The 14,523-nt window shown below is 48.4% G+C and carries 9 protein-coding genes; 4 read left to right on the forward strand and 5 right to left on the reverse strand.

Annotated elements, in window-relative coordinates; translation table 11 throughout:
- Window positions 1-96 precede the first annotated feature (96 nt).
- Complete coding sequence (locus IE181_RS05195; RefSeq protein WP_191250502.1) at window positions 97-597, forward strand: hypothetical protein; 501 nt, start codon at window positions 97-99, stop codon at window positions 595-597.
- 58 nt (window positions 598-655) lie between these two features.
- On the opposite strand, the gene IE181_RS05200 is transcribed toward IE181_RS05195, so the two are convergent.
- Window positions 656-1,369 carry a transporter substrate-binding domain-containing protein gene (locus IE181_RS05200; RefSeq protein WP_191250504.1) on the reverse strand — a complete coding sequence of 238 codons (714 nt, stop codon included), beginning with the start codon at window positions 1,367-1,369 and terminating at the stop codon, window positions 656-658.
- 376 nt (window positions 1,370-1,745) lie between these two features.
- Here IE181_RS05200 and IE181_RS05205 point away from each other — a divergent pair, with 376 nt between their 5' ends.
- The gene (locus IE181_RS05205) at window positions 1,746-2,417 is read left to right on the forward strand and encodes a hypothetical protein (protein WP_191250506.1); all 672 of its coding nucleotides are present in this window, start codon (window positions 1,746-1,748) and stop codon (window positions 2,415-2,417) included.
- A 36-nt stretch (window positions 2,418-2,453) separates the two neighbouring features.
- On the opposite strand, the gene IE181_RS05210 is transcribed toward IE181_RS05205, so the two are convergent.
- Together IE181_RS05210 and IE181_RS05215 are read right to left on the reverse strand one after the other, a co-directional pair.
- Window positions 2,454-4,421, reverse strand: coding sequence for a YfiR/HmsC family protein (locus IE181_RS05210; protein ID WP_191250508.1), 1,968 nt, complete (start codon window positions 4,419-4,421; stop codon window positions 2,454-2,456).
- A gap of 124 nt (window positions 4,422-4,545) precedes the next feature.
- Window positions 4,546-6,687: a TonB-dependent receptor plug domain-containing protein gene (locus tag IE181_RS05215; protein WP_191250510.1), complete on the reverse strand. Its 2,142-nt coding sequence runs from the start codon at window positions 6,685-6,687 to the stop codon at window positions 4,546-4,548.
- 417 nt (window positions 6,688-7,104) lie between these two features.
- Between IE181_RS05215 and IE181_RS05220 the strand changes: the two genes are divergently transcribed.
- Entirely contained in the window at window positions 7,105-8,259 is a 1,155-nt protein-coding gene (locus IE181_RS05220; protein WP_191250512.1) for an efflux RND transporter periplasmic adaptor subunit, read from the forward strand.
- Window positions 8,260-8,270: 11 nt separating this feature from the next.
- A complete protein-coding gene (locus tag IE181_RS05225) occupies window positions 8,271-11,459 on the forward strand; it encodes an efflux RND transporter permease subunit (RefSeq protein WP_191250514.1) in 3,189 nt (1,062 codons plus the stop codon).
- Between the two features lie 132 nt (window positions 11,460-11,591).
- Here IE181_RS05225 and IE181_RS05230 read toward each other — a convergent pair whose 3' ends face one another.
- A complete protein-coding gene (locus IE181_RS05230) occupies window positions 11,592-13,082 on the reverse strand; it encodes a sensor histidine kinase (protein WP_191250516.1) in 1,491 nt (496 codons plus the stop codon).
- Window positions 13,083-13,393: 311 nt separating this feature from the next.
- The gene (locus tag IE181_RS05235) at window positions 13,394-14,455 is read right to left on the reverse strand and encodes an EAL domain-containing protein (RefSeq protein ID WP_191250518.1); all 1,062 of its coding nucleotides are present in this window, start codon (window positions 14,453-14,455) and stop codon (window positions 13,394-13,396) included.
- Window positions 14,456-14,523: the final 68 nt, after the last annotated feature.

The following is a 14,523-nucleotide window of genomic DNA, read 5'->3' on the forward strand; positions in this document are numbered from 1 at the left end:
TGCTTACATAGGGTGGGTTTATAGTAAGCGTCGATATGGTGGCTGTGGGTGGTAAGTCACCATGATAAATGATGGGGTGCAAATACGGGGGCCGCAATGTTTGGTACACTATTTACAGCGTTGATGATGGGGGTCTTGGTCGGTGGGTTAAGCTATGCACTATTTTGGTGGGCGCACCGTGTTGGTTTAACTGATGATGACGGTACTGTAAAAAAACGCCCAAAACGGAATGAAGAAACGGGCAAAAAACAGGATCGGAAAACCGGGGACTACACCATTGATAAGTGGCTTTCTTTTGGGGGTGGGTATTATGGGGTGGTAGCCCTTTTGACCTTTATCCTTATTGAGCTTGAGCAGGCTATTGAATTTCTGACAGATTGGGATGCCATTGTACGGTATTTTTCTACTTTTGGAATCAATACCCTTGTCCAGTTTCTGATCAATCAGATTCAAAACTTTGTGCAGGCAATTATTTGGCCTGTTGAGTATATCCAAGAATATCAGCCACTTGAGTGGGCAATATTATTTGCTGTCACGTACGGTGCCTTTCGCATTGCGCAGGCGTATGCGAAACAGAAAAATCATCAAACAGGGTAATGTTTATCACCTTGGAATAGGCTGCGGGGCCGGCCTTTTTCTAACCGAACGCTAATGATTACGGCGTCATCAGTATTTCAAGATACTTGGGGTCAAGGGTTGATTTTGATCCCGCCAGGTAGATGTGGGATGCGTCAACTGTTGCGACTGGTATAACTGCTTGCTCTGAGTGTCCGAGATTTTTCAGATTATTGTTTACTTCCTTCATGTCACTGACAATAAAGTCAATGCGCCCATGCAGCAGCAGCGATTCAAAGCCTTCGGCTTTTGCTTCTGCTAGTTGGAGGATATTTTCCTCCTTAAAGCCAAATTTGGATAGCATGTCACACTGGGCAGATTCCGTTTCACACACAACGGTATATTTACCGCTGATGATGCTGTCATGGTCCAGGTTTTGGAATTCTTCTGTATTGCGCGCAATCAGCTTGTAGTCAGTGATAAGGAGTGGATGAAGCCAGTGAAAGTGCTCTTCCCGTTCAGGTGACCTGATCAAGCCAATAATAAGCCCGTTTTGCTGGGTTTCGGCATCGCGTAAGATGCGGCGCCAAGGCTGTATTTTTATCTCGTACGGCACATCTTTGGAGCGAAGAAATTGTTTACTGGTTTTAACAATTTCACCAAATCTGGAAGCACTGCCATCGTGAGTTGTGAGAGACACAGTCGAATCAAGGAACAGCACAACAGGCGTTTTAGGGGCCGCAGACGCAGAATACGCCCCTAAAAAAGATGCTACAAATAGAAGTCCTAGCGAGAAATACCGTTTTCTAATCATTATGTGCAGGTCTGAACTGTCGCGTATTAATTGAAATCATTATAGTTAATAGATAGTAAACATGACTTTTACACAGTTTTGCCCAGCCTTTCAAGAAAACTGTGCTCTTAGGTCCTTCAGCGCGGAACCGAGCGTGTGAGCTTTTAGCATTCAAGAAAATTGTACCAATAGCAGATATCAACCCGTGATAGAATAAACAAGGAATAGTAAAGGTAAAGTCTAGTTAAGGTATTGCATAAAACATTCCGTAAAGATTGATTTTTGCGATATTCAACCTAGATTTCATTTTACTATGATTGGGTACAATGATTACTATTTTCAATCGTACAATAATGTTCATAGGGCTGTTTGCTCTTTGGCGCTAGCGTCGCTTATAATGTTGACGTCCCTGGCTTCTGCCAATGATGGCCCTGCTTATTCTGGGGGTGGCAGCAAGGCTGTATGCCTGACAGCGCGTAAATTCACCGATATTCCAGCTGTCCTTGAAGTTGTTCGGGAAGAACTTCTCAGAGAGGGATACTGTATCAACTTTATTGAGATCAGTATGGCCCGTGAAAGAGTGCTGCTGGAGCGGTTGGAACTTGATGTTGCGTTTGCACGAGAGCCGGACCTGCTACCGGCCGACAGACTTGATATGTCACAGGTAAAGCCCCACTGGTTATCTTTCAATGAATTGTTAATCTGCGGAACGTATGTGGAATGTGGTCTGGAAGTTTTGCCAGAACTGGATGTCGGATGGGTAAGCGAGAATAAATGGGCTGTTGAGTATATTGACCAGGCCCAGTCCGGCGTCAGTGTACCCAGTCATAGCCAACTGGTTGGTCTGTTTGATCGGTTTCGGGTGGACGCAGTGCTGACATCATCTGCGCGCTATATGGTAAGAGAGCAGCGGTTCACCAGGCCGCATACCTTCAAAAAGCTGAAACGCAAAGATGTGTTCATCTGGACCCAAACCAAAAGCCCAAGGCTGGTGGATGCGATGCGGCGCGTAGCGGTTCGGCTAAAGTCACGGGTGGAAGAAATGTATCCCGAATTAACCACCAATTAGAAACACCCAAAAAAATATAGACTGGCTTGGCTTATCTTATCTTAATATTCGAACCCGGTGGCTTGGAAATCTCAGTGTAACCGTTGTCCCTACGCTTAACTCGCTTGACAGGGAGACGCTTCCATCATGGAACTTCATTAATTTATCCACAATAGAAAGTCCCAGCCCCATGCCCTGATAGGTTCTGACCATAGAGGTTTCAACCTGTGAGAAAGGCTTGAGAATGGTATCAATTTTATCAGGCTCGATACCAATGCCGCAATCTATAATGCTCAGAAGAAGGTCGCCTTTGTCATCAACTGCAAGCTTGATGGTGATAGTGGAATCTTTGGGAGAGAATTTACTGGAATTACCAAGAAGGTTTAACAGTATCTGGCGAAATGCCTTGGCATCAAAATATAAATCAACATCGCCAACACTATTCTCTATGATGATTTCATGGTCGGCATAGGATGAGTTACGCTTGAACAGTGTGATAGCGCTTTCAGTGTCTTCCAGAACATCACGCCACTGTTCCTCTGATGTATATTCCCCAGTTTCTATGCGGGTTAGATCCAGAATGTCGTTAATGATACGAAGCAAGTGTTCCCCGCTTGATTTAATCAGTTCCGGGTATTCATCGGACGTTTCTTTGCTTCCTTTTTTCTCTGCTTCATCAGCCATGATTGTTGAAAATCCGATGATGGCATTTAGCGGGGTACGCAGTTCATGGCTCATGTTGGCCAGAAAATGTGACTTGGCATCATTGGCTGCTTCAGCGCGTTCCTTAGCCAGATATAGTTCATGCGTGCGCTGTTGTACCCGGTCTTCCAGGTCTGTTTTGGCGGTGGCTAATTTTAGATTTGCAATCTTTAGCTGGCGGCTGACCCGGAAAATCAGCAGGGCACCGATAATAGCTAATATGAAGACCGCTGCGATACCCAATAGCCAGTTGCGCTGCAGATTAATCAGTCGCTCTTTGGTTGCCAGACCGGCTCGCTGCTCTTCCAGTGTATTTGCCTGATCGGCGATGCGCGCTGTGTTCTCTGCGATAATTTTTCTTTGTTCAGCTGCTTCTTGCTGTGCTGCTGCTGCCGCGCGTTCAGACCTTTCTTGTGACTGCTGAATAGCGGTCAGGTTTTCAGTAGCCTCTGCGACGGCCCTTGCCCCGTCTTCTAGTTGCTGTTGCAAGATTGCTGCGGCTTGTTGTTGGCGGTTAAGCTTTTGCGTACTTTCTGCCAGTTTCTCTTCAAGTTCAGCTTTTTCCTGTTCGATGGCTCTTGTGGATGCCAGGGCTGCTTCTGACTGTTGCCGCAGGCTTTCAATGATTGCCCGTTGTTCTTTCAATTGATTACGCTGTAATGTCTGCTGACTTTTCAGCATTTCCAGATCGTTTTCAATTTCCTTATAGACTTCGGCAACATCCAGTTCAGTCCCCCCTAATCTGAGCAGACTGCGATCCAGTTGCAGATATTCATAGATAATGTTGGTTCGGTTGATCGTAAATCGTACAGTATCGTTGGGGCCACGATACAGATTGATCATGTAGCTTAATGTTTCGTCGCTCTCATCTGTTACAATAAGTGTATTGGTCCGTCTGGTGCGGGCGGCGATGGATTGCAAGTCAACCGGAGGCGACGGCGCGATATAAAGAATATGAAATCTGCTTAAATCTTCATTCGGGCTAGTAGCTGATACGCTGACAGGTCGCCCTTTTTCCTGATGGTTTTGCAAAGAAGACTGTAGCTGAACCACTATATCGGGGGCATTGCCAACGATTCCTATTTCAAATTGTTCAATGTCAGCATCGTTTTGCCAGGTAACATAGGAAATAAATTTAACAAGCAGAGCAGCTTTAATCTGGGCGACATCATATTGCTGGGCCTTCAAGGGTAGTGGAAGGCTGGTGGCTAATGTCAGTAGGAAAATTGCAAAGGAAACCAGTCGAATAGTTGTGCAGAAGCGCCGTGCGAAAATTACCCGCGGAAAGTCAATATTCAACTTGTTACCAGTTTGCGACAGCACGTGTATGGCTTTGCCTCAGTTAATTACAATTCATCCTGCTTTTCTTTGTAAAGTACTTACGCAGAGTTAAGCAACTATGAACAATTTTATCAAAATTACTATTCTTTATCGCTGACGCTGAATCTTAGAATAGAAATCTGAAACCTAGACGCATCATCCGCCGCGGCGCTGGTGTACCACGTTCAAGCCCTGCAATTTCGCTGTAAGTTACATAGGACTTAGCGAAAATATTGGACACTTCGAAAAAGACTTCAGCAGAATCTGTCACCGAATAATTGATATGACCGTTCCAGACACTGAAGCTATCTAGACTGATGCGCTCAAACGCGCCGTCACCGACCGGTAGCAGTGATGGAATGCTGCTTCTGAAAAAGCCGTTTACGTTCAAATTCCAGCGATTGTGATTATAATTCAGTGCCCAAAACGCTATGTTTTTTGGAACAGCAATATCATCATATTTCAAGAGGTGAGTGAAGCCAGCGCTGATATCCAGCCCACTTGCAAGACGACCAACGACTTCAAGTTCAAGCCCTCTGTGTGATTGCTTGTGCACATTTTGTGGCTGAAAGGAATTGAAGCCAGGAAGGATTTCTTCAACCAGCACATTTTGAATGCTGTCTTGAATGCGGTTGGTAAAAAAGGTTGCTGTGACTTTGATATTCTCAAATCGGTGCGAGGCAGAGAATTCAAAACTGTTGTTGGTTTCGGGTTGCAGGTCTGGATTGCCGACAATCGAGGAGGAGATCTCGGACCTTTGCTCAGAAATTGTTGGAGCACGGAATGCTTGCCCGAACAAGGCCTTGATAACAGTCTCAGAGAAAGGCTGGAAGACTACGCCGCCCCTGAAAGTTATTTTGCTGCCTGTATCTTCGTAAGAATCGTAACGAATGCCACTGGTCAGGGATAGTTTTTCCGCTATGGCGAATTCGTCCTGCAGATACATGTGGAAAACATTTCGGGCGTATTTTTCTAACAGGTAAATTTCTTCCCCGGTAAAGGGGGCGCCGGGGCCACCATAAAAGCCGACTGCCAGACCCGGCTCAGAAAGTGGAATAACATCAGCACCGTTGCTGTTCAGTGTTGCTAAGCCGTCGAAGTTGCCCTGAAAAGAAACTCTGCCAGTTGACTGCCTATGGACCGAGGAGCCAAAAGAAACCACATGTCTGTCAGACGGTGTCCATGTCAGATTAAGACCGGTTTCAATTTCTTTTGATGCCCGAGTATTACCGCCTATGAAGGCAAGATTTGCACCATTGGACCAAATATTTGCGGCAGAGAAATCCGCCGGGAACAGTCGTGTTGTGAAGGAATAGCGTATCCGGTGATAGGTTGCGTACGCTTCCGCATTCAAGGCATCATTGATATCCGCAACGTAACTGGCGCGCAGGAAAAGATTTTTCGTCTTTGTTCGTAGGTGATCATCAATGTAATTCAGACCACCACCCGAGACAAATCCCTTTTTATTACGGTAAAAATAGTCCGCAGTCAGGGTCAGACCCCCCGCGGCGGCTCTGCCCGATAGGTCCATCTCCGAGATCGGGTCCCGTGTCTGAAAGTTTTCCCCGAAAAAGTCATAAAAAGGATCGTATGTTTCCCCGCGGGTCTTACCGTAACGGGCTGAGGTCGTGATGGTGGTTTTACCGATCGGCTGACCCCAAAATACACCAGCATCATACGTGCCGTGATCCCCTATGATACCGTATATTTCGTTGCCGGTTGTTTTGGGCACGAGGTTAATGACACCGGACTGGGCATTGGACCCATAGAGAGCCGAACCGGGGCCGCGAATAACCTCAACCCTTTCGATGAAATTTAGGTTGATTTCGGGTGTTGTCTCGAACACGCCACCACCGACGGGGTCATTCATCCGCATACCGTCCAGCAGTACCAGCACATCTGGAGAAACACTGCCTGTTCGGCGCCCCCGGAAAACGGCACTGCGCGATATATGGTCTGTCCGGTTTGTATAGACACCGGGCACATAGTTTAACAGGTCTTCCAGCTTGTGTACCCCAAGCCTGCGAATGTCTGTTTCGCTAAAGACGGTGACAGTAGAGGGGGCTTCCGTGATTTTTTGCGTACGGCGTGTGGCAATGGAGACCTGAATTTCCATCAATTCTTCAATGGATAAATCAAGAAGCGATTCTGTCGCCCCTTTGGCAAGCGGTGTCTCTAACGCGTGAACAGCAGCCCCTGAAACCACGGTAGCAATAACACCGAGGGCAGACATATATCCAAACCATGTTGCAGCGATCGTTCGGGCCATAACATTCTCTTTGCCAGTCCCCATGTGCAGCATTGTCAGTATGGGCTTTGTGAAGAAAAAATTCAACGGGAATATGACATGACTACCGGTAAACTATACAAAAGCGATAGGAAATATCTCCTTCACTTCAGGTTAGATATACTAATGGTAATCGCACCTTGTAAAAAAGCTGACGCGACCTAGATTCTGACATGTATTTGCCACGATTGCTTTGTAGCGATCCTGCGCGTAGCCTCAATAATGGCAATCGGGCCAGTTTTCCGGTATCCTTTATTGTGGCTGTTTTTGTTACAGCACGCGTGCTGTGACAGTATTTTGTGCTCTGATCTACAGATTCAGAAGCGTTCTTATCCAAGCCGCTCGCTGTTGCGTTTCTTTCATGACCCCGGCCGGCAAAAAAAATTCCGAGACTGTTTTATGACCGTATCTACCCAACGTATCCGACAAAAACTTGGCATCTTTTTCCTCCTGATCGGAGGATGGAGCACTATTCTATCTGCCCAGCAGGCACTGCCCGTAGACGTTGCGACGCCGCTGACGGACTCTGTCACTGAATATAATGAATATACGGGGCGTTTCGAAGCACCGCAGGCCGTTGATATTCGTGCCCGTGTTTCTGGCTATATTCAGGAAATCAGGTTTCGGGACGGTCAGGATGTAGAAAAAGGGGACGTCCTTGTTGTGATTGACCCCCGGCCTTATCGGGCTGTTGTTGCTCAGGCGCGTGCTGATGAAAGCCACGCTGCTGCTATGAAAAAACTTGCGGAACTGGAAGTGGTCCGGGGCGAAAGTCTGGCCAGAACAGATAATATCCCGGTCGACGAGTTGGACCGCCGCCGTGCCAATCTGGAGGCTGCCAATGCTACGCTTGAGGCTGCTCGCGCTCGTCTGGTACTGGCCGAACTGGATTTGGAATATACCGAGGTAAAGGCACCATTTGACGGGCGCCTGTCCCGCAAGCTTGTTGATGTTGGGGCGCTCGTATCTGGTGGATCATCCCAGTCTATGCCTTTGGTGAATATCGTCAGCAAGGGCCAGGTGCATTTTTGGTTTGATGCCCCCGAGGCAGATTACATCCGTTTCATTCGTCTTGATTCTGCCGGGGAACGAGTTTCTGCCCGCTTTGAACAAAAAAAGGTCTTTGTCCGCCTGATGGATGAAGACGAATGGACACGGGAAGGGGTTCTGGATTTTATCGACAACCGGATTAGTGAAGGCGCGGGTACCATGCGCGGCCGTGCCGTATTTGATAATGCGGGCGAGCTGCTTCTTCCCGGTACGTTTGGGCGTTTGCGGCTGCCAGCTTATGGGCCGCATGAAGTTATGCTTCTGCCGGATAGTGCAATTGTGTCGGATCAGGGACGCAAGCTTGTTTATATTGTCGGCGCGAACAATATCGTAGGTGTTCGTGTTGTGGAAACTGGACCGCTGGCCAAAGGGATGCGGATAATCCGGTCGGGCATCTCCCCAGATCAGGAGGTGATTGTCGGCGGCGGTGCACGTATTCGGCCTGGGATGCAGGTATCGCCTACGCGCATAACGCTGTCCACTGATCCCCAAACCGGTTCGTAAGGAAACAGCCCATGCGATTTTTCCAGAACTTTATCGACCGGCCAATCCTTGCGACGGTTATCTCGATCCTGATTATCATTGTGGGCGGGGTGAGCTATTTTAGCCTGCCTGTATCCCAGTATCCAGATGTAGCCCCGCCGACAATCCAGATTACAGCCAACTACCCAGGGGCATCTGCCGAGGTGGTTGCAGATACAGTCGCCACCCCGATCGAGCAGGAAATCAATGGTGTTGAAGGCATGCTGTATATGCTGTCGCAGGCCACGGGGGATGGCAGGCTAACCATTACTGTAACCTTTGAGACAGGCACCGATCTGGATAGCGCACAGGTGCTGGTCCAGAACCGGGTGGCGATTGCTGAACCCAGGTTACCTGAATCCGTCCGGCGGCTCGGAGTTGTGACACGTAAGAACTCCCCCGATCTGATGATGGTTATTCACTTAAGCTCGCCCGATGGCAGCCGGGACCAGCTGTATATTTCCAATTATGCCAAAACCCAGATTGTTGACCGATTGGCGCGGATTGAAGGTGTGGGCGAAGCGCGTATCTTTGCGGAGCGTTCCTATTCCATGCGCGTTTGGCTTGACCCGGACAAGATTGCTGCACGGGGTCTGACTGCAGGCGAAGTTGTGAGTGCCCTGCGCCGGAATAATTTACAGGTCGCCTCTGGCGTTGTGAACCAGTTACCGGTGGAAAATCAGGGGGCGTTTGAATTGGGGGTCAGAACCCTTGGCCGGCTAACTGCGCCAGAGCAATTCCAGGAAATTGTGGTCAAAACGGATGATGAAGGACGCATTACACGGGTTGGTGACATTGCCCGCGTCGAACTGGGGGCACAGGACTTTTCCAACAATGGCTATTTGGGGACTGTTCCGGCATTGCCGGTAGCTATATTCCAGCGGCCTGGCTCTAACGCGCTGGAGACAGCAGCATCCCTGATCCAAACCATGCAGGAGCTGTCAGAGGATTTCCCGATTGGTGTGGAATATACCATTGCCTATAATCCCACGGAGTATATCGCAAAGTCCGTCGATGCGGTTTATGCCACTATTTTTGAGGCAGTCTTTCTGGTTGTCTTGGTGATCATGGTGTTTTTGCAGTCGTGGCGGGCTTCGCTTATTCCTGTCATTGCCATACCGATTTCCCTGATCGGGACATTTGCGGTTATGGCTGCCTTTGGTTTTTCCATTAATAATCTGACGCTGTTTGGTCTTGTTCTGGCGGTTGGAATTGTGGTCGATGACGCCATTGTGGTTGTTGAGAATGTGGAACGCTATCTGAAGCAGGGGATGTCCGCCCGTGAAGCGGCGCGCAAAACCTTGACCGAGGTCGGTGGCGCCCTGATTGCGATTGCGCTTGTTCTGGTAGCGGTCTTCCTGCCGGCAGCGTTTATCGAAGGCATCAGTGGTCAGTTCTACCGTCAGTTCGCGCTGACTATTGCAACGGCGACGGTAATTTCTGCTGTCGTGTCCCTGACATTGTCGCCGGCGCTGTCTGCCTTACTTCTAAAAGGGCATGCGGACGGAGTTTCTGATGCCGATGATGGTGAGGACGAGGCTGTGGCACATTCCAGCAGTCAATCAATCTTCGGCAGATTATCAGACCGGTTTAATGCGGGTTTTGACCGTTTGGCTGATTGGTATGGTGCGCTTACGCGCCGTATTTTGAAACGATTGTTCCTGGTTGGCAGCGTGTATGTTGCCCTGATCGTTGCGACAGGTTTGATGTTTGTGCGGGTTCCTGCGGGCTTCATTCCGCAGCAGGATCTGGGGTATTTCATAACGGTAATACAGTTGCCTCCTGGGTCGTCGTTAAGTCGTACCGATGAAGTTGTTCGCCGCGCTGTAAAACTCATTGTCGACCACCCGGCGATTGATAATGCGGCTGCTTTTGCGGGCTTTGATGGCGCTACCTTCACAAACGCCCCGAATGCAGGGGCAATTTTCTCGCCCATGAAACCATTTGAGGAACGTCTGAAAGAAGGCTGGACCATCGAGAAAGTTATGGCTGATATTCAGGGGCAGTTATTTGGCATCAAAGAGGCAATGATCTTCGCGGTTCAGCCACCTCCTGTTGCCGGAATTGGTAGTGCCGGTGGCTGGAAACTCTATGTGCAGGACCGAAACGGGCGGGGGTCAGTTGCGCTTGCGCAGCAAACCTTTGCGATGATGGGTGCAGGATCACAAAACCCTGTGCTGCAGCGCCCTTTCACCCTGTTTAATACATCAACACCGCAAATCTTTGCTGATATTGACAGGGCCAAGGCAGAAATGCTGGGTGTATCGTCTGACCGGGTTTTTGAAACACTGGAGGTGTATCTCGGCTCTGCTTTCGTTAATGATTTTAATTTCCTTGGCAGAACCTACAGGGTTACAGCACGGGCAGATAGCGAATTTCGGGATGAACCGGAAGATATTGCGCGGCTAAGGACCAGGTCCGATACTGGTGCCATGGTGCCGCTCGGGTCAGTAACCAAATTTGAAAACCAAACGGCGCCTTACCGGGTGTCTCGCTATAATCTTTACCCTGCTGCCGAATTGATCGGGGATGTGTCTGCGGGCCATTCAACCGGGGAGGCTATTCAGGAAATAGAAACGCTGGCAGAAAAAATACTGCCGGACGGGTTTGCGATTGAATGGACTGATCTGGCGTATCAGGAGAAAAATCAGGGCGATACAGGGGTGTTTGTTTTTGTTCTGGCTGTGGTTTTTGTCTTCTTGCTTCTGGCCGCCCTGTACGAAAGCTGGTTGTTGCCATTGGCAGTGATATTGATTGTTCCGATGTGTATTCTGGCCGCGATGATTGGTATTTCTATGCGGGGCATGGACAATAACATTCTCACACAGATTGGTTTGTTGGTTCTTGTAGGACTTGCGGCCAAGAACGCGATCCTGATTGTTGAATTTGCCCGCCAGCTAGAACAGGAAGGACGCTCCCGCGTGGAGGCTGCGATCGAGGCAGCACGCCTGCGCCTGCGCCCTATCTTGATGACGTCTTTCGCCTTTATCTTTGGCGTGGTGCCGCTGGTGATTGCTTCGGGTGCCGGTGCTGAAATGCGACAGGCACTTGGAACAGCAGTTTTCTCAGGAATGCTTGGGGTGACACTGTTCGGTCTGTTGCTTACCCCCGCTTTCTATGTCGTGTGTCGGTCTCTTGCACGTAAGGAAAAAGCCCCAGATAGCTCCGAAGCAGCGGATTAAACGTATCGAGTGATCGAACAACTGTGCTGCCTTATGGCTACGCCATGTAAGACGATAAAGCCCGGCGGGATTTCTGCCGGGCTTTTTTGTATCTGAAGCGGTTGAGGAAATGCGGTGGCATTGATGTCTGCATTAGATGGTTTCTGGTAGATTTCTGGGGAAGGTCAGCGTTACGGTGGTGCCGACATCTTTCGTGGATTTAATCGTGATTGACCCTTCCAGAAGCGCGGTGAATTCGTGGATTAACGGAATACCCAGACCAGTACCGGAATGGTCACGTGCATAGGTAGACTGAACCTGGCCAAAGTGAGCGCTGGCAATCGCGAGTTCTTCCGGGGTCATGCCGATACCCGTATCCTCAATCTCGATTAAATATTCAGTATCAACATTTGTCCCGCTGATACGCACTGCGCCGCCTTGGTCGGTGAATTTGATGGCATTGGACAGCACATTCAGCAGAATTTGGCGCAATATTTTTTTGTCTGTGTACATCAGCATTTTGTCTAGCGAGCAGGAAACATGCAGCTCTTTTTTGCTTGCGCTTGGCTCAAGTGTTGCCACACATTCTTCAATTTCTGCGTCCACCTCAAATTCTTCCGGGCGTGTCTGCCACTTGCCGGCTTCGATTTTCGAGAGGTCGAGAATATCGTTGATTATAGAAAGCAGATGGACGCCGCTTTCATGAATATGTTCGATATATTCTTTGTTTCGCTTGTTGGTGATGGGCTCGAAAATACCAAGACGCATCATGTCGCTGAAACCAATAATGGCATTCAGCGGGGTGCGTATTTCGTGGCTCATATTGGCCAGAAATTCTGATTTTGCCTGATTGGCTTTGTCAATATCAGATACAAAGCGGCTAGCACGTTTGAAGAATATTGCGAAGGCAGCGCTGGCAACCCCGAAGATCAACAGAAAGGGAATGGCGGTATCCATTAGAATTTCCGTTCCTGGGGTTCTTGGCTGCCATGACAGGATATAGGGTAGATCATCCGAATACACAGTTGGGAAGAAAGACCTGTCAATTGGCATATGTACCGCAGAAGGTATTTCGGTTGATGTGTGTAAATGAACATCATGAATGGAAAGCCTGTCGCCGAATGCCTGCAGGTTATCGGGCCGCATTTCCCGTATAAAGATCAGTACGGGGCGTCGTTCTGGTTTGGGCAGGGGCTCGGATTTTTCCAGAAGGTTCTGGACCATGCCGATGCCGAGTATAAAGAAACGTCCATCTTTCAGTACAAGAGCAGAGCCGGACTTGGAGCTACTATTGTCTACGGCTTCAAATGTTTGCAGGTAAGTAAGTAGATCAGGCAGAATCAGATTGGCGTCATATAGTGAAGGGTCTTCAAAATACTGGAAAAAAATCGTGTCATTCTCGTCGAGAATAATCACCCCATCAATGAAGTCGATACCATTGACGGTTTCGCCTATAGTGACTTTTGCCCACTCTAAGTTGGGTTTGTTGTAGAGATTTTCATAAGCGTCTGCCCACCAGCTATTGTCTTCTGCAATCAGGGCCAGGCTGCGTCCCAAATCCCCAACCTGTGCCTCAAGCACGCGTGCATCGGATCGGATAACTTCTTCGTCAGCGCGACCAACGGCCTCTTGCAAAATATACACAAACCCTGCAGCACAAATTAACAGGATGCTGACTACAGGTATGGTGAGTTGCCTTATGTACACAAAGCTCTCCCTAAATCCACGGCTCGTATGTGCAGTGGCTTGGTGTTTGTTCTGATGGATATCGCACGACCAGAACTAGAGAACCCCCATACTTATTTACTACCCTTAAATAGTTAACTTTGTCCTAAATTGCCCCACGTCATGTGGTAGTTTCAATAGGGTGTATTCAGAAAAGTTCAGCATGTCTGCAGGCTATATTAGGCTTACAAAATAACATTATATAACAACATACTATGGTATATTTACGCTTATTTATGTATGGGGGTCAGGCTTTGTGGTTTGCCGTAGAAGAAACCCTGAAGATAGTCAGCGCCCAGTTCTTTTACGGTTGCAGCTTCTTTGTAGGTTTCTATGCCTTCAGCGATTACTTTAATGCCTAGTGTATGGGCTATCTGTATCAGATATTTCACGATTGTTTCTTTGAAGATATCCTGCTCAATGCCGTGGATCAGGTCCATGTCAATTTTGATGTAATCGGGCCGCAGTTTGTCCAGCAGGTTCAGCCCGGACCAGCCAGAACCGATGTCATCAAGGGCGACACCAAACCCTGCCTGCCGGTAAAAGGCGATAATACCTTTTAGGTGGTTAATGTCTTTTGCCTGATGTGTTTCGGTAACTTCGAAGATAATATCTTCGGGTTTATAACCCAGTTCATATATCGCTCGCTGGGTTGTGCGCAGGCAGTAAGCCGGGTCGTATATTGCACTTGGATTGAAGTTGATGAAAATTTTGCCTTTCAGGTTTGCTTCCGAGGCACAGGTTACAGCGGACCGGCGTGCTGCCAGATCTAATGGAAACAGGAGACCTGCATGCTCTGCTTCTGTGAAGACGGCATGGGGCGGGATTATACCACCGGTGTCATCCCGTAATCTGAACAAGGCTTCATGTGCGAAGACATTTGTATCATTTTCTGCATGGACTATTGGTTGATACCAGCTTTCATAACTATTCTTTTCCAGTGCTTCAATAAGCCATACCCCTTTGTATCTGTGCACCAATACATCAACGAGGGCGACCCGGTTTACATCTTCAGGGGTGATTGTGTCCTGTTCTACACTGGTTGTGATAACTTTAGTTTCGCCCAGTTCAGGCCCTTCAAGGGTACCCGGAAGGTTGACGAGAAAAGCATCCAGTGAGCTTCTGGGCACGTTAATTGTTATAATTTTGGGAGAATGAACTGTAAAATCCAGTTCTGTCTCGGTCGCTAGACTGGAAAGTTTCTCTGTGGTGCCTTCAAGGGCGCCGAAAAACCAGAATTTGGTTGTAGCAAAGAAATAGTCGTCGATAGTTTCACACTCTGTACACTGCATGATATGCTCCTTCAGGTGTGATACGAACTTCTGGTAAGTGTGGATTACCTAAAATATTTTGAAAGCAA

It is taken from the genome of Kordiimonas sediminis (genome assembly GCF_014656395.1).
In the GTDB taxonomy this organism is placed as follows: Bacteria; Pseudomonadota; Alphaproteobacteria; order Sphingomonadales; family Kordiimonadaceae; genus Kordiimonas_A; species Kordiimonas_A sediminis.

Excerpts from the sequence above, each read along its gene's own strand:
- IE181_RS05195 (WP_191250502.1), top strand. The coding sequence starts at position 97 with ATGTTTGGTACACTATTTACAGCGTTGATGATGGGGGTCTTGGTCGGT.
- IE181_RS05200 (WP_191250504.1), bottom strand. The coding sequence starts at position 1,369 with ATGATTAGAAAACGGTATTTCTCGCTAGGACTTCTATTTGTAGCATCT.
- IE181_RS05205 (WP_191250506.1), top strand. The coding sequence starts at position 1,746 with ATGTTGACGTCCCTGGCTTCTGCCAATGATGGCCCTGCTTATTCTGGG.
- IE181_RS05215 (WP_191250510.1), bottom strand. The coding sequence starts at position 6,687 with ATGGCCCGAACGATCGCTGCAACATGGTTTGGATATATGTCTGCCCTC.
- IE181_RS05220 (WP_191250512.1), top strand. The coding sequence starts at position 7,105 with ATGACCGTATCTACCCAACGTATCCGACAAAAACTTGGCATCTTTTTC.
- IE181_RS05225 (WP_191250514.1), top strand. The coding sequence starts at position 8,271 with ATGCGATTTTTCCAGAACTTTATCGACCGGCCAATCCTTGCGACGGTT.
- IE181_RS05235 (WP_191250518.1), bottom strand. The coding sequence starts at position 14,455 with ATGCAGTGTACAGAGTGTGAAACTATCGACGACTATTTCTTTGCTACA.